This window comes from Metabacillus sp. cB07 (genome assembly GCF_016839225.1).
GTDB lineage: Bacteria > Bacillota > Bacilli > Bacillales > Bacillaceae > Bacillus_P > Bacillus_P indicus.
In genome coordinates this window covers 3,567,038-3,591,289 of sequence record NZ_CP069296.1, presented here as the reverse complement: position 1 = coordinate 3,591,289, position 24,252 = coordinate 3,567,038, and the positions used below count along the sequence as shown (strand labels likewise).

22 protein-coding genes, 3 riboswitches and 1 other annotated feature are annotated in these 24,252 nt (G+C 44.7%); of the genes, 13 read left to right on the top strand and 9 right to left on the bottom strand.

Features of this window, described 5'->3' with window-relative positions; translation table 11 throughout:
- Nucleotides 1-8 precede the first annotated feature (8 nt).
- From JOJ89_RS18410 to JOJ89_RS18375, 8 genes are all read left to right on the top strand, one after another.
- Nucleotides 9-215, top strand: coding sequence for a helix-turn-helix transcriptional regulator (locus tag JOJ89_RS18410; RefSeq protein ID WP_029566726.1), 207 nt, complete (start codon nucleotides 9-11; stop codon nucleotides 213-215).
- A complete protein-coding gene (locus JOJ89_RS18405; RefSeq protein WP_051827382.1) occupies nucleotides 215-535 on the top strand; it encodes a hypothetical protein in 321 nt (106 codons plus the stop codon). The genes JOJ89_RS18410 and JOJ89_RS18405 overlap by 1 nt, the downstream gene beginning before the upstream one ends.
- An 85-nt stretch (nucleotides 536-620) precedes the next feature.
- Nucleotides 621-1,067, top strand: a complete 447-nt coding sequence (hutP, locus tag JOJ89_RS18400) for a histidine utilization transcription antiterminator HutP (protein ID WP_029284403.1) — start codon at nucleotides 621-623, stop codon at nucleotides 1,065-1,067.
- A gap of 118 nt (nucleotides 1,068-1,185) precedes the next feature.
- The gene (gene hutH, locus JOJ89_RS18395; protein ID WP_203288871.1) at nucleotides 1,186-2,718 is read left to right on the top strand and encodes a histidine ammonia-lyase; all 1,533 of its coding nucleotides are present in this window, start codon (nucleotides 1,186-1,188) and stop codon (nucleotides 2,716-2,718) included.
- A complete protein-coding gene (hutU, locus tag JOJ89_RS18390) occupies nucleotides 2,715-4,367 on the top strand; it encodes a urocanate hydratase (protein ID WP_203288869.1) in 1,653 nt (550 codons plus the stop codon). The genes hutH and hutU overlap by 4 nt, the downstream gene beginning before the upstream one ends.
- A gap of 11 nt (nucleotides 4,368-4,378) precedes the next feature.
- A complete protein-coding gene (hutI, locus tag JOJ89_RS18385; protein ID WP_203288867.1) occupies nucleotides 4,379-5,662 on the top strand; it encodes an imidazolonepropionase in 1,284 nt (427 codons plus the stop codon).
- Entirely contained in the window at nucleotides 5,634-6,578 is a 945-nt protein-coding gene (gene hutG, locus JOJ89_RS18380; protein WP_203288865.1) for a formimidoylglutamase, read from the top strand. Before hutI ends, hutG begins: the two co-directional genes overlap by 29 nt.
- A gap of 60 nt (nucleotides 6,579-6,638) precedes the next feature.
- Nucleotides 6,639-7,268 carry a nitrite reductase gene (locus JOJ89_RS18375; RefSeq protein ID WP_203288863.1) on the top strand — a complete coding sequence of 210 codons (630 nt, stop codon included), beginning with the start codon at nucleotides 6,639-6,641 and terminating at the stop codon, nucleotides 7,266-7,268.
- 296 nt (nucleotides 7,269-7,564) lie between these two features.
- On the opposite strand, the gene metG is transcribed toward JOJ89_RS18375, so the two are convergent.
- From metG to JOJ89_RS18350, 5 genes are all read right to left on the bottom strand, one after another.
- The gene (metG, locus tag JOJ89_RS18370; RefSeq protein ID WP_203288861.1) at nucleotides 7,565-9,181 is read right to left on the bottom strand and encodes a methionine--tRNA ligase; all 1,617 of its coding nucleotides are present in this window, start codon (nucleotides 9,179-9,181) and stop codon (nucleotides 7,565-7,567) included.
- 51 nt (nucleotides 9,182-9,232) lie between these two features.
- Nucleotides 9,233-9,490: a binding site (T-box leader), on the bottom strand.
- 149 nt (nucleotides 9,491-9,639) lie between these two features.
- Nucleotides 9,640-10,086 carry a hypothetical protein gene (locus tag JOJ89_RS18365; protein ID WP_203288859.1) on the bottom strand — a complete coding sequence of 149 codons (447 nt, stop codon included), beginning with the start codon at nucleotides 10,084-10,086 and terminating at the stop codon, nucleotides 9,640-9,642.
- A gap of 53 nt (nucleotides 10,087-10,139) precedes the next feature.
- Entirely contained in the window at nucleotides 10,140-11,684 is a 1,545-nt protein-coding gene (locus tag JOJ89_RS18360) for a CPBP family intramembrane glutamic endopeptidase (protein ID WP_203288857.1), read from the bottom strand.
- Nucleotides 11,685-11,696: 12 nt separating this feature from the next.
- Nucleotides 11,697-12,122 carry a hypothetical protein gene (locus JOJ89_RS18355; protein ID WP_203288855.1) on the bottom strand — a complete coding sequence of 142 codons (426 nt, stop codon included), beginning with the start codon at nucleotides 12,120-12,122 and terminating at the stop codon, nucleotides 11,697-11,699.
- A gap of 2 nt (nucleotides 12,123-12,124) precedes the next feature.
- Nucleotides 12,125-12,328, bottom strand: coding sequence for a helix-turn-helix transcriptional regulator (locus tag JOJ89_RS18350; protein WP_203288853.1), 204 nt, complete (start codon nucleotides 12,326-12,328; stop codon nucleotides 12,125-12,127).
- Between the two features lie 541 nt (nucleotides 12,329-12,869).
- Here JOJ89_RS18350 and JOJ89_RS21410 point away from each other — a divergent pair.
- Nucleotides 12,870-13,019: an ImmA/IrrE family metallo-endopeptidase gene (locus tag JOJ89_RS21410; protein ID WP_203290385.1), complete on the top strand. Its 150-nt coding sequence runs from the start codon at nucleotides 12,870-12,872 to the stop codon at nucleotides 13,017-13,019.
- 257 nt (nucleotides 13,020-13,276) lie between these two features.
- On the top strand, nucleotides 13,277-14,302 hold the full coding sequence (locus tag JOJ89_RS18340) for a serine hydrolase domain-containing protein (RefSeq protein WP_481825280.1): 1,026 nt from the start codon (nucleotides 13,277-13,279) through the stop codon (nucleotides 14,300-14,302).
- A 180-nt stretch (nucleotides 14,303-14,482) separates the two neighbouring features.
- Here the strand turns inward: JOJ89_RS18340 and JOJ89_RS18335 are convergent, their stop codons facing one another.
- Nucleotides 14,483-14,641 (bottom strand): Ig-like domain-containing protein, encoded by a 159-nt coding sequence (locus tag JOJ89_RS18335; protein ID WP_203288850.1) that lies wholly within the window; start codon nucleotides 14,639-14,641, stop codon nucleotides 14,483-14,485.
- A 270-nt stretch (nucleotides 14,642-14,911) separates the two neighbouring features.
- Between JOJ89_RS18335 and JOJ89_RS18330 the strand changes: the two genes are divergently transcribed.
- On the top strand, nucleotides 14,912-15,877 hold the full coding sequence (locus tag JOJ89_RS18330) for a cell wall-binding repeat-containing protein (RefSeq protein WP_203288849.1): 966 nt from the start codon (nucleotides 14,912-14,914) through the stop codon (nucleotides 15,875-15,877).
- Between the two features lie 134 nt (nucleotides 15,878-16,011).
- Here the strand turns inward: JOJ89_RS18330 and JOJ89_RS18325 are convergent, their stop codons facing one another.
- Entirely contained in the window at nucleotides 16,012-20,541 is a 4,530-nt protein-coding gene (locus tag JOJ89_RS18325) for an Ig-like domain-containing protein (protein ID WP_203288840.1), read from the bottom strand.
- 537 nt (nucleotides 20,542-21,078) lie between these two features.
- On the opposite strand from JOJ89_RS18325, the gene JOJ89_RS18320 reads away from it, so the two are divergent.
- A complete protein-coding gene (locus JOJ89_RS18320; protein WP_029284360.1) occupies nucleotides 21,079-21,453 on the top strand; it encodes a YciI family protein in 375 nt (124 codons plus the stop codon).
- A 105-nt stretch (nucleotides 21,454-21,558) separates the two neighbouring features.
- Here JOJ89_RS18320 and JOJ89_RS18315 read toward each other — a convergent pair whose 3' ends face one another.
- Together JOJ89_RS18315 and JOJ89_RS18310 are read right to left on the bottom strand one after the other, a co-directional pair.
- The gene (locus tag JOJ89_RS18315) at nucleotides 21,559-22,293 is read right to left on the bottom strand and encodes an AAA family ATPase (RefSeq protein WP_203288838.1); all 735 of its coding nucleotides are present in this window, start codon (nucleotides 22,291-22,293) and stop codon (nucleotides 21,559-21,561) included.
- A gap of 29 nt (nucleotides 22,294-22,322) precedes the next feature.
- Nucleotides 22,323-23,099, bottom strand: a complete 777-nt coding sequence (locus JOJ89_RS18310) for an alpha/beta hydrolase (RefSeq protein WP_242524630.1) — start codon at nucleotides 23,097-23,099, stop codon at nucleotides 22,323-22,325.
- 64 nt (nucleotides 23,100-23,163) lie between these two features.
- Nucleotides 23,164-23,270: riboswitch (SAM riboswitch) on the bottom strand.
- A gap of 148 nt (nucleotides 23,271-23,418) precedes the next feature.
- Between JOJ89_RS18310 and JOJ89_RS18305 the strand changes: the two genes are divergently transcribed.
- Nucleotides 23,419-23,841 carry a DUF4395 domain-containing protein gene (locus JOJ89_RS18305; RefSeq protein ID WP_242524629.1) on the top strand — a complete coding sequence of 141 codons (423 nt, stop codon included), beginning with the start codon at nucleotides 23,419-23,421 and terminating at the stop codon, nucleotides 23,839-23,841.
- A gap of 65 nt (nucleotides 23,842-23,906) precedes the next feature.
- A riboswitch (SAM riboswitch) is annotated at nucleotides 23,907-24,012 on the top strand.
- Between the two features lie 86 nt (nucleotides 24,013-24,098).
- Nucleotides 24,099-24,203: riboswitch (SAM riboswitch) on the top strand.
- Nucleotides 24,204-24,252 lie beyond the last annotated feature (49 nt).

Here is a 24,252-nt window from a genome sequence, read left to right as displayed (position 1 = left end):
GGATGAACATGAAGAACAGAATCAGGGAAATGCGCTCAGAAAAAGGAATGACTCAGGAACAGCTTTCGGTTCAGGTTGGTGTTTCAAGACAATCGATTATTGCGATTGAATCCGGCAAGTACAATCCGTCTTTGGAACTTGCGTTTAAGATTGCAAACTCGTTTACGTGCAGAATTGAAGAGATTTTTATTTTTGAGGATGGGGGAGAGGTTTGATGGAATCAGCTGGGGCTTTTATCGGGGTATACGGGGGAATGGCAGCGGGTCTGGTTGCCTGGTGGCTTGGTCTTTATTTTGCGAAGAAAAAAAGAGGTGTAGATGAAGTGTTTCATTTCATCGAACAGAAATCACGGTCGATCGCATGGATCTTTACGATGGTTGCCATCTATTTTTTCTTTACCCTTCTGCTTTTCGGAGTGGATTTGAGTCCTGCGATGATGCTGTCTTTGCTCCTATTTGTTCATCTGGGCAGCTGGGCGATCACAAAAGTCATTCTTTCGGTCCGTTTCAGCAGCACTGGATCAGACATCAATTAACCCCTTGACACTTTTCTCATTCAATCATAAACTAACGATAGACACTAGTTTATCAGAAAATTCAGTACGAAGTGAGAAATGACTTATGAGCATACAGCCAGATCACCGTATCGGAAAAAATGCCATGCAGCTTGTTCTGCTTGAAGAAGAGGAGCATCTGTACGGCGAAAAGCTGAAAGAACAGGGATTTCAATTTTGCCTGGGCAAGACAGGATCAATGGAGACGCAGAAAGTAGTGGCGGCCATTGAAACGGCAGCGAAGCGTTCTGGCGTGATTTCGCCCGACGGATACCGGGAAACGCATGCTTTGTACCATGCGATTATGGAAGCGCTTCATGGTGTGACGCGCGGCCAGGTTCAGCTTGGAAGCGTGCTCAGGACAGTCGGTCTCAGGTTTGCGGTTGTCAGAGGCAAACCGTACGAGGCAGAAACAGAAGGCGAATGGATTGCGATTGCATTGTACGGAACCATCGGTGCGCCGGTGAAAGGCTCCGAGCATGAGGCAATGGGGCTTGGGATTAACCACATATAAGATGCGCCCATAGTTATGAGATAGCAGGGGGCTGTATCAGTAGAAAACACGTTTTGAGTGTTTCTATTGGTATGGCCTCCTTTTTGTTTGTCATTTTTCTATAAAAAGGAGAAGCGGGATGATTGAATTAACGGGACATTCCTTAACAATTGAAGCGGCCAGAAAGATTATCTATGACAAAGAAGCAGTGCATATCCCCCAGCATGTATGGGGAAAAGTCGAGAAAAGCAGGAAAGCGGTCGACGCCATTGTGGCGCAGAAAAAAGTTGTGTACGGCATAAACACGGGATTCGGAAAATTCAGTGATGTACTGATTGATGCCGAGCATGTGGAAGAATTGCAGATCAACCTGATCAGAAGCCATGCGTGCGGTGTCGGGGATCCATTTCCCGAAGAAGTATCAAGAAGCATGCTGCTGCTCAGGCTCAATGCACTTCTGAAGGGTTTTTCAGGTGTACGCAAAGAAGTGCTGGAGCTGCTTGCCGAGCTGCTGAATAAGAGGATTCACCCTGTTGTGCCGCAGCAGGGATCACTCGGTGCAAGCGGGGATCTTGCTCCGCTTTCCCACATGGCTCTTGTCCTTGCGGGAGAAGGGGAGGTCCTTTATCAGGGGAAGCAAATGGAGACTGCTGAAGCTTTTCATACAGCAGGCTTGGAACCTGTCACTCTTCAGGCAAAAGAGGGCCTCGCTCTCATTAACGGCACACAGGCCATGACGGCGATGGGGCTTGTCAATTACATCGAAGCAGAATCGGTTGCGCTTCAGGCGGATTACATTGCGTCCATGACACTGGAAGGATTAAGAGGAATCATTGATGCATTCGATGAAGACATTCACCTTGCCAGGGGCTATAAAGAGCAGACAGAAGTGGCTGAGCGTATTAGAGGCATCTTAAACGGCAGCTATCTCGTGACGCATCAGGGCGAGCTCAGGGTGCAGGATGCCTACTCGCTCAGGTGCATTCCCCAGGTACACGGAGCAAGTCTTCAGGTGCTGTCATATGTAAAAGAAAAGCTGGAAATCGAAATGAATGCAGCGACAGATAATCCGCTCATTTTTGATGAAGGCAGAAAAGTGCTTTCAGGCGGCAATTTTCATGGACAGCCGATTGCCTTTGCGATGGACTTTTTAAAAGTGGGAATGGCTGAGCTTGCTAATATTTCAGAGCGGAGAATCGAGCGCCTCGTCAATCCGCAGCTGAATGACCTCCCGCCTTTCTTAAGTCCGATGCCGGGTCTTCAGTCCGGTGCCATGATCATGCAGTACTGTGCGGCGTCTCTTGTTTCTGAAAATAAAACACTCGCCCACCCGGCAAGCGTTGATTCTATTCCGTCATCGGCGAATCAGGAGGACCACGTCAGCATGGGGACGATCGCCTCAAGGCATGCCCATCAGATTATCCAGAATGTGCGAAGAGTGCTAGCGATCGAACTCATTTGCGCCATGGAAGCGGCGGCTTACAGGGGAATTGAAAAAATGGCGGATACAACGAGACGCTTTTATTTTCACGGCCGGAATGCTGTCCCTGCCATCACGAAGGACCGGGTGTTCTCAAAAGATATCGAGGCGGCGGCAGCCCTTCTGAAAAAAACAAATATGAAGCGGTTTGAAAAAAATCATAACGACACAAAGGGGGAAATTGTATCATGACATTGAAATTTACGGGGGCAAAACGGGGAACAGAGCTTGAATGCAAAGGGTGGGAGCAGGAAGCGGCACTTCGGATGCTGATGAATAACCTTGATCCTGAGGTAGCGGAAAAGCCGGAAGACTTAATTGTGTACGGCGGGATTGGAAAAGCGGCAAGAAACAAGGAGGCGCTTGACGGCATTATCCGCTCGCTGAAATCACTCGAAGGGGATGAGACACTGCTTATTCAGTCAGGAAAGCCTGTCGGGATTTTTAAAACACATGATCATGCTCCGCGCGTTCTGCTTTCAAACTCCGTTCTTGTCCCGAAATGGGCAGACTGGGAGAACTTCCATGAGCTTGATCAAAAAGGGCTGACGATGTACGGGCAGATGACCGCGGGCAGCTGGATTTATATCGGCACGCAGGGCATCCTCCAGGGAACATATGAGACCTTCTCGGCTGTAGCCAACGAGCATTTCGGGGGAAGCCTGAAGGGGACGATCACGCTGACGGCTGGACTTGGGGGCATGGGAGGAGCGCAGCCGCTCGCTGTGACAATGAACGGCGGCGTAGTCATTGCGGCAGATTCAGATCAAAGCAGAATTGAAAAAAGACTTGAAACCAAGTACTGCGACAGGCTCACGCACTCATTTGATGAAGCGGTGCAGTGGGCGGAGGAAGCGAAGGCAGAAGGCCGCGCGCTTTCAATCGGCCTTGTGGCAAATGCTGTGGATGTGCTACAGGAAGTGCTCGCAAGAAAGATCAACATTGACGTTCTGACCGACCAGACCTCTGCCCATGATCCGCTGAACGGCTATTTCCCGCATGGAATGACGGTAGATGAGGCGCTGCAGCTGAAGCAGGACCATCCAAACCTTTATGTTCAAAAATCAAAAGCATCGATGGCGGAGCATGTCCGCTGCATGATTGAACTGCAAAAGCGGGGAACGATCGTTTTCGACTACGGCAACAACATCCGCCAAGTGGCGAAAGATGAGGGAGTGGAAGATGCTTTTGCCTTCCCGGGATTTGTTCCTGCCTATATCCGGCCGCTTTTCTGCGAGGGGAAGGGTCCGTTCAGATGGGCGGCTCTATCAGGAGATCCGGCTGACATCCACCGCACGGATGAGCTCATTAAAGAGCTGTTCCCGGAAAACGAAGCCCTGCTTCGCTGGATTGACATGGCTCATGAACACGTTGCTTTTCAGGGGCTGCCTGCCCGGATTTGCTGGCTTGGCTACGGAGAGCGTGTGAAGATGGGCCTCGCCATCAACGAACTGGTCCGAACAGGAGAGCTGAAGGCTCCGGTTGTCATCGGCCGTGATCACCTTGACTGCGGCTCTGTCGCCTCGCCGAACCGGGAGACAGAAGCGATGAAGGACGGCAGCGACGCCATCGGAGACTGGGCCGTATTGAACGCGCTCGTAAACACATCTGCAGGGGCGAGCTGGGTTTCCTTCCATCACGGCGGAGGAGTCGGCATGGGATATTCCCTCCACTCAGGCATGGTCGTGGTGGCGGACGGGACGGAAACTGCAAAGAAAAAGCTTGAACGCGTGCTCGTTTCAGATCCGGGCATGGGCATCATCCGCCATGCAGATGCCGGCTACGCGGAAGCCCAGGATTTTGCAAAAGAACACAATGTCCGCATCCCGATGCAGGAATAGGAGGAGGTATTATGCAATACGACTTAATACTTGAGAATATTGGCCAGCTCCTGACGATGGATTATGGAAAAGAAGGACCGCTCTGCGGAAAAGAAATGGATCAGCTCATTGTTCTTGAAAACATGTCCATAGCCATAAAGGACGGCAAGGTTGCAGAGATTGCAGCAACATCCTCGGCTGCGGACTGGGAGGCGGACAAACAGATTGACTGCGGCGGCCGCCTTGTCACTCCCGGTCTCATCGACCCGCATACCCATCTTGTCTTTGCGGGATCAAGGGAACATGAGATGGGCCTCAAGCAGCAGGGGGTGCCATACCTTGAAATCCTGAAGCGGGGCGGGGGGATTCTTTCGACCGTGGAAAAAACAAGAGCCGCAACCGAAGCGGATCTCTATAAAAAAGCAGCCGGGCACCTGAATGAAATGCTGTCATACGGAACGACAACGGTTGAAGCAAAAAGCGGGTACGGACTTGAAACCGATGCTGAGCTTAAACAGCTGAGAACGGCCAAAAAATTAAACGCGGAACATCCTGTCGACGTCGTTTCCACCTTTCTCGGCGCCCATGCCATTCCTGCAGAGCTCAAGGGTCAGCCCGAAGTGTTCTTAGACGAAATGCTTCAGCTGCTTGATGTCATTGAAAAAGAAGAACTGGCCCGGTTTGTTGATATTTTTTGCGAAACAGGCGTGTTCACAATCGAACAGTCGCGTGCCTTTTTGACAAAAGCTAAACAGAGGGGATTTGGGCTTAAGATTCATGCTGATGAGATTGACCCGCTGGGCGGGGCAGAACTCGCCGCAGAGCTCGGCGCTGTCAGTGCAGAGCATCTGGTAGGCGCATCAGAAGCAGGCATTAAGCGTCTTGCAGAGACCGGCGTCATCGCCTGTCTTCTTCCGGGAACCTCTTTTTACCTGAACAAACCGGATCATGCCAAGGCAAGGAAGATGCTTGATGAGGGCGTCGCTGTGACCCTTGCAACGGACTTTAATCCCGGCAGCTGTCCGACTGAAAACCTGCAGCTGATCATGTCATTTGCTGCCGTTATGTACAAAATGACAGTGAAGGAGATCTGGAATGCGGTCACGGTAAATGCCGCCCATGCCATTGGTCTCGGCGGACAGAGAGGCGTGATTGCCCCGATGCAGCAGGCGGACCTTGTCATCTGGAACGCAGACAACTATGAATACATTCCGTACCATTTTGGTGTGAACCATGTTGGGACCGTTATTAAAAAAGGCGCTGTCGTGTATGAAAAGGGGGACTGTCATGAGCGGGCTTCCCTATCTTTCACATGAGGCTGGTTTTACAGACAGAGGCATAACAAAGGCCGGAAAGCTGCTTGGAAATTGGAAAGAGGGAGACGCTTCAGGCATCGGCCTGATCGGAGTCCCCCTGTCAAAACCGTCAATCAGCCACTCCGGGGCATCTTTTGCCCCGCAGACAATCCGAAAAATGATGAACGCATTTACCACATATTCAGTCCAGGATGACATGGATATAAAGCCTATCACAGATTTTGGGGATATCACCATGCATGTGACCGACCTGTCAGATTCAATCAGACGAATTGAAGAAACAGCAGCAGGCATCCTGAACAGACACTCTGACATTCTTCCAATCTTCCTTGGCGGCGATCATTCTGTCACCGCCCCACTTTTTAAAAGCTTTAAAGAGGCCAGGGGAAAAGCGGGGATCATCCAGTTTGACGCCCACCACGATCTCCGGAACCTTGAAGATGGAGGACCGTCAAACGGAACGCCCTTCAGGCAGCTGATTGAAAAGGACGTCCTTGAAGGTCGTCATCTTCATCAGATTGGTATCCGTAATTTTTCCAATGGAAAAGTCTACACGGATTACGGAAAACAGCACGGCGTCCGCATCTATACGATGCAGGATGTCTATGGAAAAGGTATTCTGCCAATCTTGGAAACAGCCGTTCACGAGCTGCTCAAAGAAACAGACCAAATTTACGTTTCTCTAGATATGGATATCATGGATCAGGCGTTTGCCCCCGGGTGTCCGGCTATTGGCCCCGGAGGAATGGATGCGCGGATGCTGATTGAAGCCATGCGTTTTCTTGGAGAAACGCCGCAGGTTAAAGCCCTTGATATCGTAGAGATTGATCCGGCCGTAGACTTCAGGGATATGACGAGCAGACTTGCTGCCCATGCCATCTTAACGTTTCTGTCAGGGTATCAAAACCGGAAATAGCTGTTCACACTTTTCTGACAGATTGGTATACTTAAAAGAAAAACGGGGAGTGTGCACCTGTTGATCACAGAAGAAAAAACCGTTAAATTGGCGGTGAATGCAGGAATCGGATTCGGTGCCAAGTTGACCGCCAGGCAGCTTTTGACGCTTGCCGCCTACATGGAAGAGGACCAGGAACTTGAGCTCACAACCTTTCAGCAGCTCTATCTCGACATTCCTGAAAGCAAGCTGGAAGAAGCCAAAACAGCCTTTCAGCTCTGCGGCCTGCAGTGGTATCCCGTCGGAAGCTTTGTCAAAAGCCTGCGCACCTGCAACTTCTGCAAAGGCGCTGAAGAAGAAGGGATGCCCACCGCAATCGAACTGAACGAAAGAATACAGGGAAAACCGGTTCCGTTTCCGCTCAAAGCAGCCTACACCGGATGCCCAAATGCCTGCGGTGAGCCTCTCGTCAACGACATCGGTGTGATAAAAATGAAAGATTCCTATGACCTGTACATCGGCGGCAGGGCTAAAGGCATGAATGCCCAGACCGGAACGCTGCTGTTTGAAGGACTCACACCCGCGCAGCTTTATCATGCTGTTGAGAGAGTCATTAATATTTACGCGGCGAACGGGAAGAAAAGGGAGTACTTTGCAAAGTTTTTAAAACGGTACGGGGTTGAGAAGCTAAGAGGGGAAGTTTCTGTCTAGACTCTCTCAATTTCTTCACCCCGATTAATAACAAATTTAGCAGCAGTAACTAACAGACAAAACCAATCCATGAGGGTTGGTTTTTTTTGTGCAGGAAGAATCAGAAGAAGTAATCAAAAGACGCAGAATGACGCCATTTTCCGGGTGAAGGCTCCTTCGTTTATGGCGTCATTCCCCGTAGTGGTGCCACTTTTCATGGGGTAACGTCCATATTAGTGGCGCCACTCCAGCGCCGCAAATTTTCAAAGGATAGCGTACACGATAGTGGCGCCATTCTCTTTATGCTGCGGAGAATGTTACTTTTTAAGCTTTTTCGTTTCCTCTTCAATTCTCTCCGGATCAATCCGTTCAAACAGGGGCTTTACATCCTGAACGGTAAATGACTGCTGCTCTAAAAATGTCCATGCTTCCGCTGACAGGTTCAATGTCTCCTGTAATTTGAGGCAGGAAAAAGGCAGAAAAGGCTGCAGGATAACCGACAAGTTGGCAATGGCCAGTGTACAGGTGTAAAGTACTTGTTGGCAGTCTTCTTTATCTTGTTTGACCGAGATCCATGGTTTCCTTTCGTCAAAGTATTTATTAAGATGCCGGATGAAAGCAAAAATGGTTTCAAGTGCGGCTTTAAACTGACCGCTTTCAATCAGTGCTCCAGCCTGATCGAAGAGAGCCTTGATCTCGTCATCAATCAAAGAATCACTGCAGCCTGCAATAGTTCCATCAAATGACTTTTCAATAAACTTTAACGTTCGGTTTACCAGATTTCCAAAAGCTCCAAGCAGCTCTCCGTTATGAGAATGGATAAATTCTCTCCACGAAAAATCGGTGTCTCTTTTTTCCGGGCCGTTAATCGTCAGGAAATAGCGGATGGAATCAGGATGATAGTGTTCAAGAAGATCAGGTGCCCAGACAGCCCAGTTCTGGCTGGTTGACAGCTTTCTTTTTTCAAGGGTTACATATTCACTGGAGATGATATGCTCCGGCCGTTTCAGTCCGCCAAGGGCTGTAAGGATACCAGGCCAGATGATGGTGTGAAACGGAATATTGTCCTTGCCGTGAACGTAGTAGGAGGTAGTATCATCCGTCCAGAATTCTTCCCAGTCCTGCCCGGTTTCTTCCGCCCAGAGCCTGCTTGCAGATAGATAGCCTGATACCGCCTCGATCCAGACATAGATTTTTTTCTTTTCATAGCCTTTGACCGGAACTGGTACGCCTATCGGCAGATCACGCGTGGCACACCTGTCCTGAAGGCCTTCTGCCAGGTATCGTTTTGTGAGGTTCACGGCATTTTCCCGCCAGTTTGAGCCATTATCGAGAGCATACTCTTCCAGCGCACTCTGGAGGGAAGAAAGACTGAAATAATAGTGTGCTGTCTCCCTTGCTTCAGGCTCATGCCCGCAAAGCTTGCATTCTTTGTCAATCAGATCAAGCGGATCGAGAATGGCAGAGCACACGTCACACTGATCTCCTCTTGCCCGGGATGAACAGGAGGGACAAACGCCTTCCACGTACCTGTCGGGCAGAAATTGTTCACAATGTCCGCAGTATACCTGCCAGGTTTCTTTTTCGTAAAGAGCCCCGTTCTCAAGCAGGGACAGGAAAATTTCCTGGACAGTCCTGTGGTGATGAAGCGAATCCGTTCGTGTATAACAGTCATACGTGAATCCAAGTTTTTTAAAACAATCCGAAAATTCCCGGTGGTAGCGGTCTGCAATCACAGCTGCGTCCACGTTCTCCTGCCTTGCTCTGATTGAAATAGGTGTTCCGTTGCAATCACTGCCTGAAACGTACAGCACCTTTTCTCCTTTAAGCCTGTAGTAGCGGGCCAAAAGATCTCCAGGCAAAAGACTGGCAATATGTCCGATATGCAGAGATCCATTTGCATACGGCCAAGCTCCTCCAATAAAAATACTCATTATTTTTCCTCCTTTTCCACGCAAAAAACCCCCGTCCATAGACTGAAACAGTCTAAGGACGAGGGTTGAAGTCGCGGTACCACCTTAGTTTACAGGTCAATTGACCTGCCTTTGTCCGTACGGGGCATGAAAGCCTGATACGTATGCTGTTGTAACGTCAGCAACCACGTCACAGTCTACTTGTGCATGTGCACGTTCGGTGTGAAGCTCAAAGGTCATTTTCCGTGCGGTCTGCCACGCTTCTTTTCAGCTGCCGAAGCTCTCTTTGGAGGTGTCCCTGCATGTACTTTTCCTTCTCATCGCTTTTCATTTGTTCTCATTTTATCCAAAAGAAGGAAGATTGTAAAGGGGAGGATTTTTTGGGTGAAATTTTGCATGAGTTGATACGTTCTTGTTTTAATAGCCGTTCAGAATTTATAAGTTTCTCTTTTTTGTTTTTTAATCTAAATCAGATAAGTCTATTTCTGGTGTACTTTCTTTTTCTTCATCATAGAAAAAATCTTCCGGGGACGTTTGAATTGTTTTTTTATAGCGTCTCTTACATGTTCAATATCCTTCAGCTTAACGTTATATTTCTTTAAAACCTCAAATGCTCCCAGGAAAAAGTAGTCAAGATAAGCTTCTATTACATCTGGTGCTTCCGTAATTCTGTAATAAGGCAAGTATAGAGCCCAAACTTTAATATCATCTTTTCTATAGTAATCTGGACCTCTCACTTCAAGCTCTGTAGTTGCTCTGTTAGTAGTGACCATTAAGTTAATTAACTGATCCTTATTTACTAAGTCCAATTTGTACGGACCTGTAATCTTTTCATTTATCTCATAAATAATTAAATTATCTACCTTATAAGAAATCGGGAAATAAGTTCCGACCTCGACATATAGATGTGAGACAGTAATATACATATTAACCCCCAAATAGATTTATACATAAGGTGCAGAGAGAACAGACACCAATATCAAAATACCTTTAATAATAATGGACCGATAACATGGAGTGTGATGTCAGCAGTGAAGTGGGCTATGATAGCAAATTCAAGACCAACATAAAGGAATAAAGCGCCAAACACGAGACCGCCTATTCCATTAATGACTAACATACTCACAAAAATCCCTATGGTCATTTCATAGTCAGATGGAAGCATACTATAATGCATGACCCCGAAAATAAGAGCAGAGCAGCTTATGGCAAGAAACGTATGCATCCGCGTTATTTTACCTTTTTTAATTTTCATAAATACCCATAGAATGAACGTTACAAGAAAAAGCCGAAAGATCGATTCTTCATTAACGGCTGCTCCAAATGATCCAATTACGCCAAGCCACCACGCAGGTTCCTTGATGGAAGAATTATCAACCCCCAATGGCCCAGAGACTATCAAACTGAAGACAATTATGACTATGCCCGTCATTACTCCATAAAGGGCCGACTGATATATTTTTCTACCAAGATCATTAATCACTCTTCCTTTGTTCAAAAGCGATTCAATAATCGGAATCTTTATGCCGACTTTTTTCCCGATCAAAAGGGTTATAAATAAAATTATTCCAGCTTCTATAAGAATCTGTGCTATATAAAGCATAGTAAATGCCCATTTCGTTAAACCCATTACATCATGCAGCTGTTCCCTGGCCATAGCATATGGAGATATCGCTATTGCTCCAAGGACATTCAAGAAAAGCAAGAAAAAGTAGGCTCTCCATTCAATTAAGGGTCCTTTTGTCTCTTTTTGATCACTTATAACCGGATCGGCTTCGGGTCCTTCTTGATATGTATAGTCTTCTATTTCATCTTCCAATGCCTTGATAAAGTTTTGAGGCTCATCCATGTAGATTAAAGCCTTATTGACTGCTTTTTTTTGACCAAAGTACCCTCTTGCCTGTATCGGTTCTTTAAATATTATTTCATATTTTAACTCATCACTGACACCAAAGATTCTGCTAAGTACTCTCGGGAGAGCCGTTACATGAAAGACATTCTTTTCATGAATCAACATGCCGTTTTTAGTGTGCTTGATTTTAGCTGGCTGCACAATCTTTATATCCTTAACATGAAATGTTAACGACCTTCTGGCACCAATTTTCATATGTACTTTTCTCTGAATAATCTTTATTGGAGAATTTCTCACCAAGTTATAATCACCGAGCATATAAAGAATACTGTAAATATGGAGTATAAGCAGAATATCAGCTCTCAAGGGATCTGTATCTTTCAGGTATATATGGAATACAATTGCTTCAATAACTTGCTCATGAAGAAGTGCTATCAATAACCAAAAATATAAAGACCCTTTATGATAATAAAAGAGTTTACCATGACTGTTTCCCGGTCTGCTTTTCCATCTGAAGAATGTATAAAAGAGGATCAGCCATTCTTTTTTAAAAAGCGCAGTAAATGGATTCTCATCTATTTTTCCCTGTTTATACTTTATAAAGAGTATTACTGCAAACACTTCTATCAGCGTAATCAAGATAATTATCGAAATGATAAATTGTGTATCCATATAACCACTCCTCTATTTGTATTTATTCATAGAAGTCCAATATATTATGTATTGCAAGGTACCCATAACAGCTAAAAGAATAATAGGGAAGTAGATGATATGATTTAAATAAGCCGTTAAAGCTATTCCTATTGGAATTGCAAAAGTATAAAAGATATAAACTTTACGTGTTGCTTTGAAGGTTATCCACTGCACACCCTCATCTTCTTCACGCAGCTCCATAGGGATAATGCTAGCTTTTACAGCGTCGTGAGGATATCTTTTATTATAGAATGGGATTATAGCTATAATGATAAGAATTGGGATACCCAATACCATAGGATCGATGATTATCCAGGATGGAACGTAATCAGAATAATGTTCTCCCATCATGATGAGACCAAAACATAATATAAGAAAAGAATTAAACAATGGTGACTGATACATCTTCTTTAACAAATCTATCTCTCTCCTTCTAAGCGAAATATTTCCTCTACTGGAACCCCGAATACTTTTGAAATTTTTAGTGTGAGTGTGATAGAAGGTGCATAATCCCCTTTTTCAATAAGGCCAATCGTTTGTCTAGTAACACCTACACGATCTGCCAATTCTTGCTGAGTGAGACGAAACCTTGCTCTTAACTCACGTACAGAATTAGACAACATTACCATTTATCTCCTTTCTTCTTATAGCATAAATGTAATGTATCCTTTGCATAATGTATATGATAATTTACTTTTGTCATAATCAATTAACTAATTTTTGTATTTTTTGTTAAGTTTTATGGAGCGTATTGACAAACGGTAATATATGTTTGAGCTAATTAAATTTGTCACAGCTACAGCTTCAACAACACCATTCTCATCTAAATACAGAGGCAGAATGAGACCCTTGTGAAGGGATTTCAGGAATGTAAAAAGAATGTCCGGTTTGTAGTGAAAGGGGTAAAAGCGATCAGGGTCCTAGCGCCGTTGATCGAAAAAAGAAAGAAAAAGAGGAAGAGGGCAGTGAAGAATAAAAATTTCTTTACAGGTTCAGGTACGTGAATGTCTTTGATGTTACGCACACAAAAGGCGACGCTGAGCTTCCGGTCAGCGTTCTAGAAGGGGACGGGGACAAGGGAAGGCGTTACTGAAGCGATGGATAGATAGAATAGAGGTGCCCGTTGAGTTTTAAGACACAGGCGAGGCAAACGGGTATTATCACATAACCGGTCAGTTCATTGCCATTCATGAAAACAGGAGCACGCTACAGCAGCTGAAAACACTGATACATGAATACGCTCATTACCTGCTTCATGCTAAGTGTGCACAATTTGACGGGGCAGAGAGCCGCTTCGGAGAATTGTGCAGGTAGAGGTATGGTTGAAAAACGACCGTTTTTTAAGACAATAACAGGCATAAGAGTCTGTCAGAGAGAATTAAAAGAAGTAGCACCAGACCATTTGCAGTCTTTTAAATGAGTTGCGAAAACCAGTCAGTGACAGAGCTCACAAAGAGCAGTACGTTTAACCGTAAAAATACGAAAGATGTTTTACATGGAAAAGCAAGAGAAACTTTTATTTTTAAAGGGATTTTGAAAACGTGATCTCATAGAGGATGGTGTGTAACTTGATTATTGAAGATTTAAAAGCAAGTGAAGCTATAAACAAGGTCATAGACAATGAGGGATTTTCAGGAGTTGTTTATGTGAAAGATGACAATAATGTCCTATTAGAAACGGCATCCGGCTTTTCCAATCGGGCCGACGAACGGCTGAACACCGTACATACACGCTTTGGAATTGCTTCAGGCTGTAAAGTGTTCACTGCAGTTGCTATTTGCCAACTCGTAGAGAACGGAATTATAAAGTTTGATACTCGTCTTAAAGATTGTTTGAAAACAGTATTTCCATATTTTGATGAGGATGTAACAATCCATCACTTATTAACCCACAGCTCTGGCATACCAGACTATTTTGACGAAGAGATCATGGATAGCTATGAAGATCTATGGATGAGTACACCTATGTATCAAATGAGAAATACCAATGATTTTTTGCCATTGTTTAAAAATGAAAAAATGATGTTCAAACCTGGTGAAAGATTTCATTACAACAATGCTGCATTCATCATTTTAGGACTGATCATTGAGCAGCATACTGGGACTTCATTTACAGACTACATTGAAATGAATCTTTTTGAAAAGTGCGGAATGTCCGATTCAGGATACTTTTCTTTTGACCAGCTTCCTAAAAACACAGCCTTCGGATACATCGATAACGAAGACGGAACATGGAAAACAAATGCATACTCTCTCCCAGTTAAAGGTGGTGCTGATGGTGGAGCCTATATCACAGCGCCGGATATGATCAAATTTTGGGAAGCATTATCGAATCATCGTTTGCTAAGCAAGGAATATACGAAGCTACTTATGACTCCACATATTCATGTAGATAAGGGAGTCGATTACGGGTATGGGATTTGGATAAACAAAAAGAGGAATGCCACTTTTAAATATCATGTAATGGGATATGACCCTGGAGTAAGCTTTCACTCAGCTTTTTATCCTCAATATGGAATTAAGATAGCAATCCCCTCAAATGAAAGTTCAGGACCCTTTAAAGTGATGAAAACGCTAGATGAGTACTTTGATATTTAACCGCATTGTCACTGTGAGGGATTATAAAACGCATGTTTCTTAGGCCTTTTTACTTATCATTACTTTTAAGAACACCTGCGTATGAAACAGATTCTTAAAACGGAGTATCACGAAAAAGCATGCAGATTCTGCATGCTTTTCCACCATCATCTTTTATTTTCACTTCTGCATTCCTGCTTATTATTTCACTTTCACACTCGCAGCTTTGCTGACATTCCCTGCTTCATCAGTAGCGTTGATTCTGAGGATGGTACCTTTCTTTTGTTTGGGAATTGCAGCGTTAGGAAGCGCTGGGACGGTTTTCATGCTTTCTGGAGTGCTGGCTAGTGGTTTCTTCATTTGTGGAGGACCCTTTAGTCTGCACAAATAACATGCCATAACCTACGTTTTATGAGGCCATAAACAGGAAAAATTCTTTAAATTGGGGGGAAGCAGTTCTCTTATTATTTGTTCTCATTTTTTCAAAAAGAAGGAAGGATGTAAAGAGAATGATTTTGTCGAAAAATTTAAGACTTTTTATGTGAAATATTGTCATTTATTGTATTCCGTTTTATTCTTCCAAAAAGTATAATAAAGAAGTTTGATAGATTATAAAAAGGGGATCTTTACATGAAAAAAACGATTGTACTATCTGCGTTGTTTGCTTTAAGCCTTCCATTTGCTCAAGTAAGTGCAGCTGAAAATGCTCCTACTTATCGCTATGCGGGAGAAAACCGCTTTGACACATCTGTGGCACTTGCAGATGAGTGGGTAGAATCAGATGTGGCTGTTCTTGCCACTGGAAGAAATTATCCCGATGCACTTAGCGCGACTCCGCTTGCTGTGAAGCATGACGCACCGCTTCTTCTTACAGACACAAAGGCTGTACCGTCCAAAGTGCTGGCAAAATTAAAAGACCTTGGCGTTACAAAGGTTTATCTAATTGGCGGAACTGGCGTGATCTCAACTGATGTTGAAACTCAACTGAAAAACAACGGAATAAAAACAATTGTCCGGATCGCTGGAAATGACAGATACGAAACTTCTGTAAAAGTGGCAAAAGAAGTAGGAGTCATTGAAGGAATCGTTGTAGCTTCTGGAGAAAATTATCCTGATGCTCTTTCCATTGCCCCTGTTGCAGGAATCATTGGAGCTCCAATTCTTCTTACCCGCAGCGCTGACCTTCCAGGCGTTGTTAAAACATATGTGAAAACAGCCGGTGCCGACTTCTCCATAGTTGCGGGCGGATCAGCAGTCGTTTCTGCTAAAGCGACTGAGACCCTTCCGGATATGCTCAGACTTGGGGGAAGCAACCGTTACTCCACAAACACTCAGATTGTAGATTTTGCTGTTGAAGCAGGAATCTATGACATGGACTATCCGTTCATCGCTACTGGCGCGAATTTCCCTGATGCACTGTCTGCTTCAGCACTTGCAGCAGGCTGGGCGAATGGTATCATTCTAACTGATCCAAATGAGCCAAAAACAACGACAAAAGAGACTGTTCAGTATTATTCTGATCTGGCTGAAGAATATGAGATTGTCGGCGGAGTGAAGGCACTGCCTGACAGTACGGTTGCGAAATTGTTTCAATAATAATGAGTGAGAGCCCTGATGAATTGTCAGGGCTCTTTTTAAATGAATAGTAGAAATATAAAAGCATGCAGATATAAAACCCTGCATGCTTTTTCACCTTCATCTTTTAATCTCACGTTCTGCTTCCCTGCTTATTATTTCACTTTCACACTCTCAGCTTTGCTGACATTCCCTGCTTCATCAGTAGCGGTGATGCTGAGGATGGTATCTTTCTTTTGTTTGGTAATTGCAGCGTTAAACTTCCCTGTATGGTCTGCCTGGGCGCTTCCGATGACCTTGCTGCCGACTTTGATTGTAATGGTGGCATGAGGCTCTGATTTGCCTGTGACAGATGTAGAATGGCTGTCTACTTTGTCTGCTTTTGGAGCTTGAGGCGCCGTTTTATCTGTGACAATGACCGTTCTGGTGCCGCTGATATTGCCGTCTGCATCAGTTGCTGTAAGGTAAATGATTGTTCCTGCTTTTTGTTTAGGAATTTTCACTTTGAAGTCGCCTGCAGCATTCGCAGTTGCCGTGTACTTTTTCTTTTTTGTCCCGATTGTCACAGTTACAACCGAGCCGGCTTCTGCTTTTCCGGTTACTTCTTTAGAATGGTCTGATACTTCGTTCGCAGTTGGAATCGTTGAATCTACCGTTTCTTTTACCGTAATGCTCAGTTCTTCGCTCACATTTCCAGCGGCATCTGCTGCTGTCATTTTCAGAATGGTTCCTGCTTTTTGCTTAGGTATGGTTACCTTGTAAGAACCATCGGAATCCGCGGCTGCTGTATATTTATCTTGTCCAATTATAACGGTAACAGTCGAGCTTGCTTCTGCTGTTCCTGTCACTTCTGTCGATTGATCCGATACTTCACTCGCAGCAGGTTTGCCTGGAGCTGTTTTATCCTTTACTGTAATGCTCAGTTCCTCGCTCACATTTCCGGCCGCATTTGCTGCTGTGATCTTAAGCACGGTGCCTGCCGTTTGTTTAGGAATCGTTACTTTAAAGGCGCCTGCAGAGTCCGCAGCTGCCGAATATTTCTCTGTCCCGATCGTCACAGTCACCGTCGAACCGGCTTCTGCTTTTCCAGTCACTTCTGTAGACTGATCGGATACTTCATCTGCTGTCGGGGCAGCGACGGCAAACTTATGCGTATAAATCTGCTCGCTGTATTCTGCTTGTCCTCCGGCATCTAAGCCATAGGTAAACCAGTATTTAATGACATCCCCCTCTTTTACATCATTTAATGTGTAAACAGAGTACTTATCACCGGCTTTATTCATCATGATGTTTTGCTGCGTAGTGCCATTTTTAATGTAATGAATAATGGCCCAAGGAGCATCATTCACATAAAACTCTACAGAATTTTCTTTAATTTTTCCAACACCATAGCCTTCTTTTTCTGGTGCTGGGGGATCAGCCGGATCTGCCGGCAGCTCTGGGATTTCATAGAGATGCACGTTATCAATCGTTACGGTATGCTCTCCCAGTGCGTCTTGTCCATCCACTTTCCCTAATGCAAAAATAAGCTTTGCAGCAGGGTCGGTATTCTTTTCATGAGTAAATTCGATCGCATAGGTATTTGACTCTTCATTTACTTCAATCGTTTCCCATACATATTTGTCATAGCCGGTGCTTTCAAGAATCGCATCTATTTTTCTTCCAATGGTAGAGGACATATCAAAAACCAATCGATAGGACTTTGACTTTTCTAATGAAAGGCCAAGCTGGCTGAATTGAATGCTCCAGAAATCACTGCCCAATGATGGGATCGTTACTTGCTTCTTCTCGCCTTCATTGCTGGAAGTTGCTCCAACATTCGACCATACTTCCCATGAAGCATTTCCATCTTTAAATGAAGGGTTTTTAATCTTGTTTGAAGCAGGATTTTTCATTTCAAGGACGACATGATCAATCGTGATGCCATGCTGGTCGTAGTCAGCATATTTGCCTAATAAGAAGTTTAATTCGACGATTTCTTCTGCTGTTGCTTTGAATGAATAGGTATATCTTTTACTTTCCTGTGTTAAAGATATATTTTTCTCAAAGACTCTATTAAATGCCGCGTTTTGAACAACCAATTCCATATCCCGCGGAATTGTCGAACTGGCATCAAATGAGACTACATACTCCTTGTCTTTGAGAAGCTGAAGTCCGGTTTGCTTGAATTGGACAGCCCATTTTTCAGCTCCAGAACCGCTGGCATCAAACTTTGGAATCGTAATTTCAGCTTTACCGTCCTTTGCGCTTATCTCATTGATAAAACTATCATTGCTTTTCCAGCTCCATGCTGACCATGAAGCAAGCTCCTGGCTGAACGAACCGTTCTTTAACGGGAAGAGCTGTTCTGCCGGTATTTGCGGTTCAATGGCGACAGTCACCGTGCATGATGCTGTTTTTTGTCCATCTTCGGTTGTTGCCGTAATCGTCGCTGTTCCATTTTTTACGGCCGTTACAACACCGCTGGCGCTAACTGTAGCCACAGTTTCGTCGCTTGAGGACCATGTTACTTTCTTATTCGTTGCATTTGACGGTTCAACGGCAGCCGATAGAGTTGTTTTCTGTCCTGCAGCCGTTAATGCAGCTTCCGTTTTATTGATTTTTACGCCTGTAACAGGAACTGGTTCTTCTTCCTTCACTTCCTGGTTATACACGCGAACATAGTCTACTTGCATGGAAAGAGGGAAATCATCCGGTGATGGTTCTCTTCCTCCATCAAACCAGCCTCCTAAGGCAAGGTTCATGATGATATAAAAGTCCTGATCAAAAGGAGCGCGCGGATTTTCCCTTGCCGCTGCTGAATACCATTGTTCCTTTGTCACGCTGTAAAAAAACTTGCCGTCAACATACCAGCTAAGGATATCTTCCTCCCATATTAAACTGTAAACATGGTAGTCTGTATCAATTCTTCCTCCGTCAGCAAAGGTCTGTTCACCGGAAAGATACTTATTTAATGGCCATTCATCGCCAAAGTGGATCGCACCGCTTGTCGATCCGGGAACACGTCCTTTTGCTTCCATGACATCTATTTCACCAGAAGAAGCCCAGCCTCCGTATACATCATCATTCGGCAGCATCCAAAGTGCCGGCCAAGCTCCAGTAACGGCGGGAAGCTTCGCGCTGAAATCAATTCTGCCGTATTTAAACGTGAATTTATCCTGTGTCGTGATTTTTCCTGAAGAGTAGGGGGCTACACGGTCCGGATCCTGCGGAAATGTCTTCGGATCAGCGAGCGCCTTTATGTTTAATTTCCCGTCTTCTACAAAAACATTATCCTCACTGTCCGTATAATGCTGAAGTTCATTGTTGCCCCAGCCCCAAGTGCCAGGATCATCATTCAGGTAGTATCCTGTGGAATAATTCCATTTGGATTCATCTAACTCCGTGCCGTTAAATTCATCACCCCAAGTTAGATTCCAGCCTGCAATTTCTGAGTTCTCAGACGTGCCGATTTGGATATCATCTAACTTTGTTTCGTCCGGACGATAGGCATCCGGATTCCCGATGAACTTATACTGAACATAGTTGTCTCCGATTTCTCCGCCTTTTTCTCCATTCAGCGGATAGCCAATACGGAAATCCATGTCCTCCTGAATAGGCTGGAACCAAAGTCCAAAGATGTAATCCACCCAGTATCCCCACTGATTGGCAGAAGACATCCGGTTGTATCCATTGGAAGAATAGCTGAATTTAGTCAAATTGGATTCAAGGATATTGACCCACTCATCATCAACCTTCACTTCATAGACAAATTTATCGACTTCACTTTTGATCGCGGAGCCGCCGTCTATTTTAGGTATAGGCAGGCCGATTGCCCCGTTTTGATCCGCTTCAAAAGTTGATCTGCCGTCAAAATTTGTGATCTTAAAGGAATTTCTAACCGGCACCGTAACCTTCAGCGTGTATTCAACAAACACATCAGGATTTGTTTTGGAAGCCACTTTCACCTGCGTGGTTTCTTCTACCGGATTAAACCAATAGCCGCCCGGACCTTCCCACCAGTTTCCGAAATTCGTATCGTAGATCCATCCGCTTGCTGCATTGTTATCGATTGAAATCCAGTCACCATCCTGCTTTACAAAGAGGGCAATATCATCCTTTACATCTTTAAAGGTAGCCCCGTTGTTAAACCTCGGAAATTCAAACCCGACCCCGCCTGAAGGTGATACATCAAGTGAAGTAGCTCCAGCCGGCGACATGGCTGTAATTGGCTGAGGCACGGCCGGAGTGACGTTTAATGTATACTCAACAAAAACGCCTGGATTTGTTTTGGAAGCCACTTTCACCTGCGTAGTTTCTTCTACCAGATTAAACCAGTAGCCGCCCGGACCTTCCCACCAGTTTCCGAAATTAGAGTCGTAGATCCATCCGCTGTCCGGATTGTTATCAATTGAAACCCACTCATTATTCTGTTTCACAAAAAGGGCAATATCATCTTTTACGTCATTGAACGCCGCCCCATTGTTGAAGGTTGGAAATTGAAATCCCGCACCGCCGTCAAATCCCACTTTAATAGAAGTATCACCGGCAGGAGTCATGGATGTAATAGTCTGCACAGCGGCAGTTCCGGCCTCATTTTTGCTTGGTCCTTCTGCTTGGCCTGTTAATAAACCTGCATTGAATATGAGCATTTGAATGGCCAGTAAAAGAATCAGGATCCTCTTTGCTTTAGGCTTTCTTGTCATGAATTCATCTCCTTATTTCATTTTTTCTTCGCGTGAAACGTTTTGAATCGTTGAATGTCATCTAGTCTTATAGAACTATAGCCTTCACCCCGCAGTTTGGTAACGCTTTCATTTGATTTGACCATTCTATCTTTAATTGCAGTCATTTGTTAGGAAGGAAATTTTGTATAGAGTGCAGATATTTTGTTTTCGGCTTGAAACATAACGTGATTTAAGAGATTCTGAGAAGATTCAGATGTTCTTTGTTTTATGGAAGGGTGAAAAGAGGGAAGTATGACCTAGGATTATTTGTAACATCCAGAGATTTGTGCATGCTTAAGCAGCAACGGTTCTAACTCTTTCTTTGTCTGTGAAGGAGAAGCTGTTTTTTTTCATTAGAGGAGAATGGAAGTTGAATATTGAAATGGTAGAGAAGGTTATAAAAAGTTTGATGTTTTGATAGCTTTAGGAGGTTTCCTTACACTTTCAGTCCAAGTCCATTTGTGGTCAACAGTTGTAGTTTTAGTTGGAAATTCGGGTGCTAAAGGAGAGAAAATCATGATATTTTTATGTATGGGCTATTTCAGCCCTGAAAAAATGAATGCACGGCCAAGAGAAGAAATCGAGGCGGTTATGAGTGAATGCCAGCCTGTTATTGAAAATTTTTATGAAAGCGGCAAGGTGCTTCTTGATGCAGGCCTTGAATCTGAAGTTAAGAGCCTGCGCCGCGTAAACGGACAGGTTCTTGTAACAGATGGTCCTTTTAAAGAAACGGAAGATCTGATCGGCAGTGTATTTGTTTTTGAAGCAGAAAGTATGGATGAAGCAATTAAAATGGCCTCTCTTCATCCAACGACGCAAATCAGCAAAGGGGAAGAATTCGGCTGGCGGATAGAAGTCCGTCCTGTTCATTTCTTTAAGAATGAAAAATGAGCTGCCTTGATAACGTGTAACTGGTGAACAGAATGGAGCTCCCACAGCTGGAACTCCAAACGATTAAGAGAAAGGGAACTCCAATTTCCGTGGAGCTCCCTTTCTTTATTCCTCCTTAAATAGCTCCTCCAAAAACCGCTCCCGGTTTTCCAGAAAGTATTTCGTAATTTGATAGTGATCCGTATCTTCGTACGTCCTTTTTGTAATTTGTTCATCGTCAAAGCTCAGAATGTCAGCATCCGGAAAGCCAAGCAGGATAGGGGAATGAGTGGCAATAATGAACTGAGTGTCTCCGTTTTTCGTCAAATCGTGAAGGACGCGGAGGAGGGTCAGCTGCCTTGACGGGGACAGGGCTGCCTCCGGCTCATCAAGCAGATAAATGGCTTTGCTGCCGAAGCGGTTCAGGAAAAGGGACAAAAACGACTCGCCGTGGGACTGTTCGTGCAGTGATTTTCCTCCGTATGCACCGAAGACATCTCCTGATAAAGGGTCTTCACTGAGTTCTTCAAGATGGGAGGCAAATTGGTAAAAGGATTCTGCTCTGAGAAAGAATCCATTCTTTACTTTAGGCATCCACCCGAGCCGAATATAATCGCCAAGGTCAGACTGCGAGCTCCTCGGATTGTAGAGATGGTGGCTTCCGCCTGCAGTGTTAAAGCCGCACTGATAGGCAATGGCCTCCATCAGAGTCGATTTGCCCGAGCCGTTCTCACCGACAAAAAAAGTAACAGGGCTGGTCAGTCTCAGTTCATCCATACCGGAAATGGCAGGGATGGAAAAGGGATATTTTTTAGAAGAGGGGATATTCTCTTTCAGCAGTTTGATTGATTTTAAGAACATGTACATCACCTGCCTACAGTTTAGCAGATTCAGACAGACAATTTATACTCCCGGCTGCAGCAAAGTTCAATATAGGCGGCTGTTTTTTCTGCAATGACGTCCTTATCAAAATCCATTGAGGCCACATGATAGGAATTCGTGAGGCTGACCATCTGTTTGAAAGGAGATGAGATGGCATGGAAAAGAACATCTGAGCTTGAGGCCGGAACAACATGGTCTTCTTCTGATTTGAAAATCAGGGTCGGACAGGTTACTTCAGACAGCACGGGCTTCGTTGTTTTAATGAGCGTCAGCAGGTTGTGGACGGCTTTAATCGGAACGGCTTCATACGTAATTTCTTCTATATCGTCCGCTTTGATATCCGGTTTTCCTTCTGGAATAAAACGGGGTTCGATCTCGTGCTGAAAAACCTCATAGCCCGGAACACTGAGTGCAGCATTGATGGTGATCAGGCCGTCAATATCCTGGTGTCTGCAGGCAAGGTGAGCCGCTAAAATTCCGCCCATGGACTGTCCTGCAACAAAGATTCTGCGGCACACTTTTTTAAGCTTTTTATAAGCTTCTTCGATATTTTGAATCCAGTCTGTAAAGCAGCAGTCTTCAAAGTCTAGGGGAGTGGTTCCGTGGCCTTTCAGGCGCGGGGCATAAACGGTATATCCCTTTGCGGCCAACAGTTTTCCGAGCTCGCCAACACTTTGGGGAGTACCGGCAAATCCGTGGCACAGAAGAATGCCGATCTCATTTCCTTTATGAAAAAAGCTTTCAGCTCCTGCAAGGACAGGCACATGTTTCGTCGTCATCATCATTTCCTCCCAATCAATTCTGAACTAAAAAACCCTCTCCTGCTTACAGCTGACAAGAGAGGGTTTGTCTTTATCGGCCAAAGCATCGTGCTTTGCTGGTTGGAGCACCTTTCCGGCGTGCGGCGGCTGCTGTGAAGTCATGGAGCCAGATCTCTCGTTCACTCTTGATAGATTATATTTAATTCTTATTGGTTTAGTTGGTTTTAACGATTTTATCATGATGGAGAGATAACTGTCAATCACTTCCTGAAGCAATCCTCTTCACAAAATTGGCTGCCTGGAGTAAAATACTTATATTCCAATCAGACAGGTGGGTTTTAGTGTGAAAACCATTCCAAAACCTTTAGTATTAGTTAATCAATGGGTGATTGTGCTATCCGCTGCAGTATTCTTGATCAGCGGCATGGGCGCTTTTTTACTGGTGCCTCTTACGGCCGGGATTATGGGACTGCTGTTTAAAGTAAACCCGATTATGAAAGCTGCCGGCACCTTTTTGAAAAAAGAGCCTTCAGCCTATATACAGGAAGATTTTGATCAGCAGCAGTTTAATCAGGTAATAGCAGTGATCTGCCTGAGCCTTGGATTTGCCGGATACATGCTTGACTGGACGGTGCTTGCCTATGCGGCGACTATCATGGTTGCCATTGCTGCATTTGCCGCGATTCTCGGGTTTTGCATCGGCTGCTTTATCCGTTTTCAGTGGCAGCAGTATAAATACCGCAGACTTTCTAAGCAGTCCAACTGATTTTTTAAAAAAGTGTTGACTTTCAGAAAATACCGGAGTAAAGTTAGACACATCGAAAATATTGCTTCTTATCACGAGAGGTGGAGGGATATGGCCCTTTGAAACCTCGGCAGCGGACTCTTTATGAGAACTGTGCCAACTCCAGCAGGCGTGCAGCCTGAGAGATGAGAAGAGCGAACGGTCTTTTTTTGCAGATCCAGCCTCTTCCTGTCTTTCAGGGAGAGGTTTTTATTTTTCTTTAAAACTAAATCATGATTTTCTTATCCAGAGAAGCGGAGGGACTGGCCCCATGATGCTTCGGCAGCGGACTTTTGAAAAAGTACTGTGCCAATTCCAGCAGGCGATAGCCTGGGAGATGAGAAGAGAACCGGTGATTTCTTATGCCATGCCCTCTTCTTGTCGGATAGAAGA

Bases quoted from the DNA above. Each gene is read 5' to 3' on its own strand.
- hutP (WP_029284403.1), top strand. From the start codon at position 621: ATGAGCATACAGCCAGATCACCGTATCGGAAAAAATGCCATGCAGCTT.
- hutI (WP_203288867.1), top strand. From the start codon at position 4,379: ATGCAATACGACTTAATACTTGAGAATATTGGCCAGCTCCTGACGATG.
- hutU (WP_203288869.1), top strand. From the start codon at position 2,715: ATGACATTGAAATTTACGGGGGCAAAACGGGGAACAGAGCTTGAATGC.
- JOJ89_RS18365 (WP_203288859.1), bottom strand. From the start codon at position 10,086: ATGTATATTACTGTCTCACATCTATATGTCGAGGTCGGAACTTATTTC.
- JOJ89_RS18350 (WP_203288853.1), bottom strand. From the start codon at position 12,328: ATGTTGTCTAATTCTGTACGTGAGTTAAGAGCAAGGTTTCGTCTCACT.
- JOJ89_RS18335 (WP_203288850.1), bottom strand. From the start codon at position 14,641: ATGAAGAAACCACTAGCCAGCACTCCAGAAAGCATGAAAACCGTCCCA.
- JOJ89_RS18330 (WP_203288849.1), top strand. From the start codon at position 14,912: ATGAAAAAAACGATTGTACTATCTGCGTTGTTTGCTTTAAGCCTTCCA.
- hutG (WP_203288865.1), top strand. From the start codon at position 5,634: ATGAGCGGGCTTCCCTATCTTTCACATGAGGCTGGTTTTACAGACAGA.
- JOJ89_RS18320 (WP_029284360.1), top strand. From the start codon at position 21,079: ATGATATTTTTATGTATGGGCTATTTCAGCCCTGAAAAAATGAATGCA.
- hutH (WP_203288871.1), top strand. From the start codon at position 1,186: ATGATTGAATTAACGGGACATTCCTTAACAATTGAAGCGGCCAGAAAG.
- metG (WP_203288861.1), bottom strand. From the start codon at position 9,181: ATGAGTATTTTTATTGGAGGAGCTTGGCCGTATGCAAATGGATCTCTG.
- JOJ89_RS18310 (WP_242524630.1), bottom strand. From the start codon at position 23,099: ATGATGATGACGACGAAACATGTGCCTGTCCTTGCAGGAGCTGAAAGC.
- JOJ89_RS18325 (WP_203288840.1), bottom strand. From the start codon at position 20,541: ATGACAAGAAAGCCTAAAGCAAAGAGGATCCTGATTCTTTTACTGGCC.
- JOJ89_RS18405 (WP_051827382.1), top strand. From the start codon at position 215: ATGGAATCAGCTGGGGCTTTTATCGGGGTATACGGGGGAATGGCAGCG.
- JOJ89_RS18360 (WP_203288857.1), bottom strand. From the start codon at position 11,684: ATGGATACACAATTTATCATTTCGATAATTATCTTGATTACGCTGATA.
- JOJ89_RS18315 (WP_203288838.1), bottom strand. From the start codon at position 22,293: ATGTTCTTAAAATCAATCAAACTGCTGAAAGAGAATATCCCCTCTTCT.
- JOJ89_RS18410 (WP_029566726.1), top strand. From the start codon at position 9: ATGAAGAACAGAATCAGGGAAATGCGCTCAGAAAAAGGAATGACTCAG.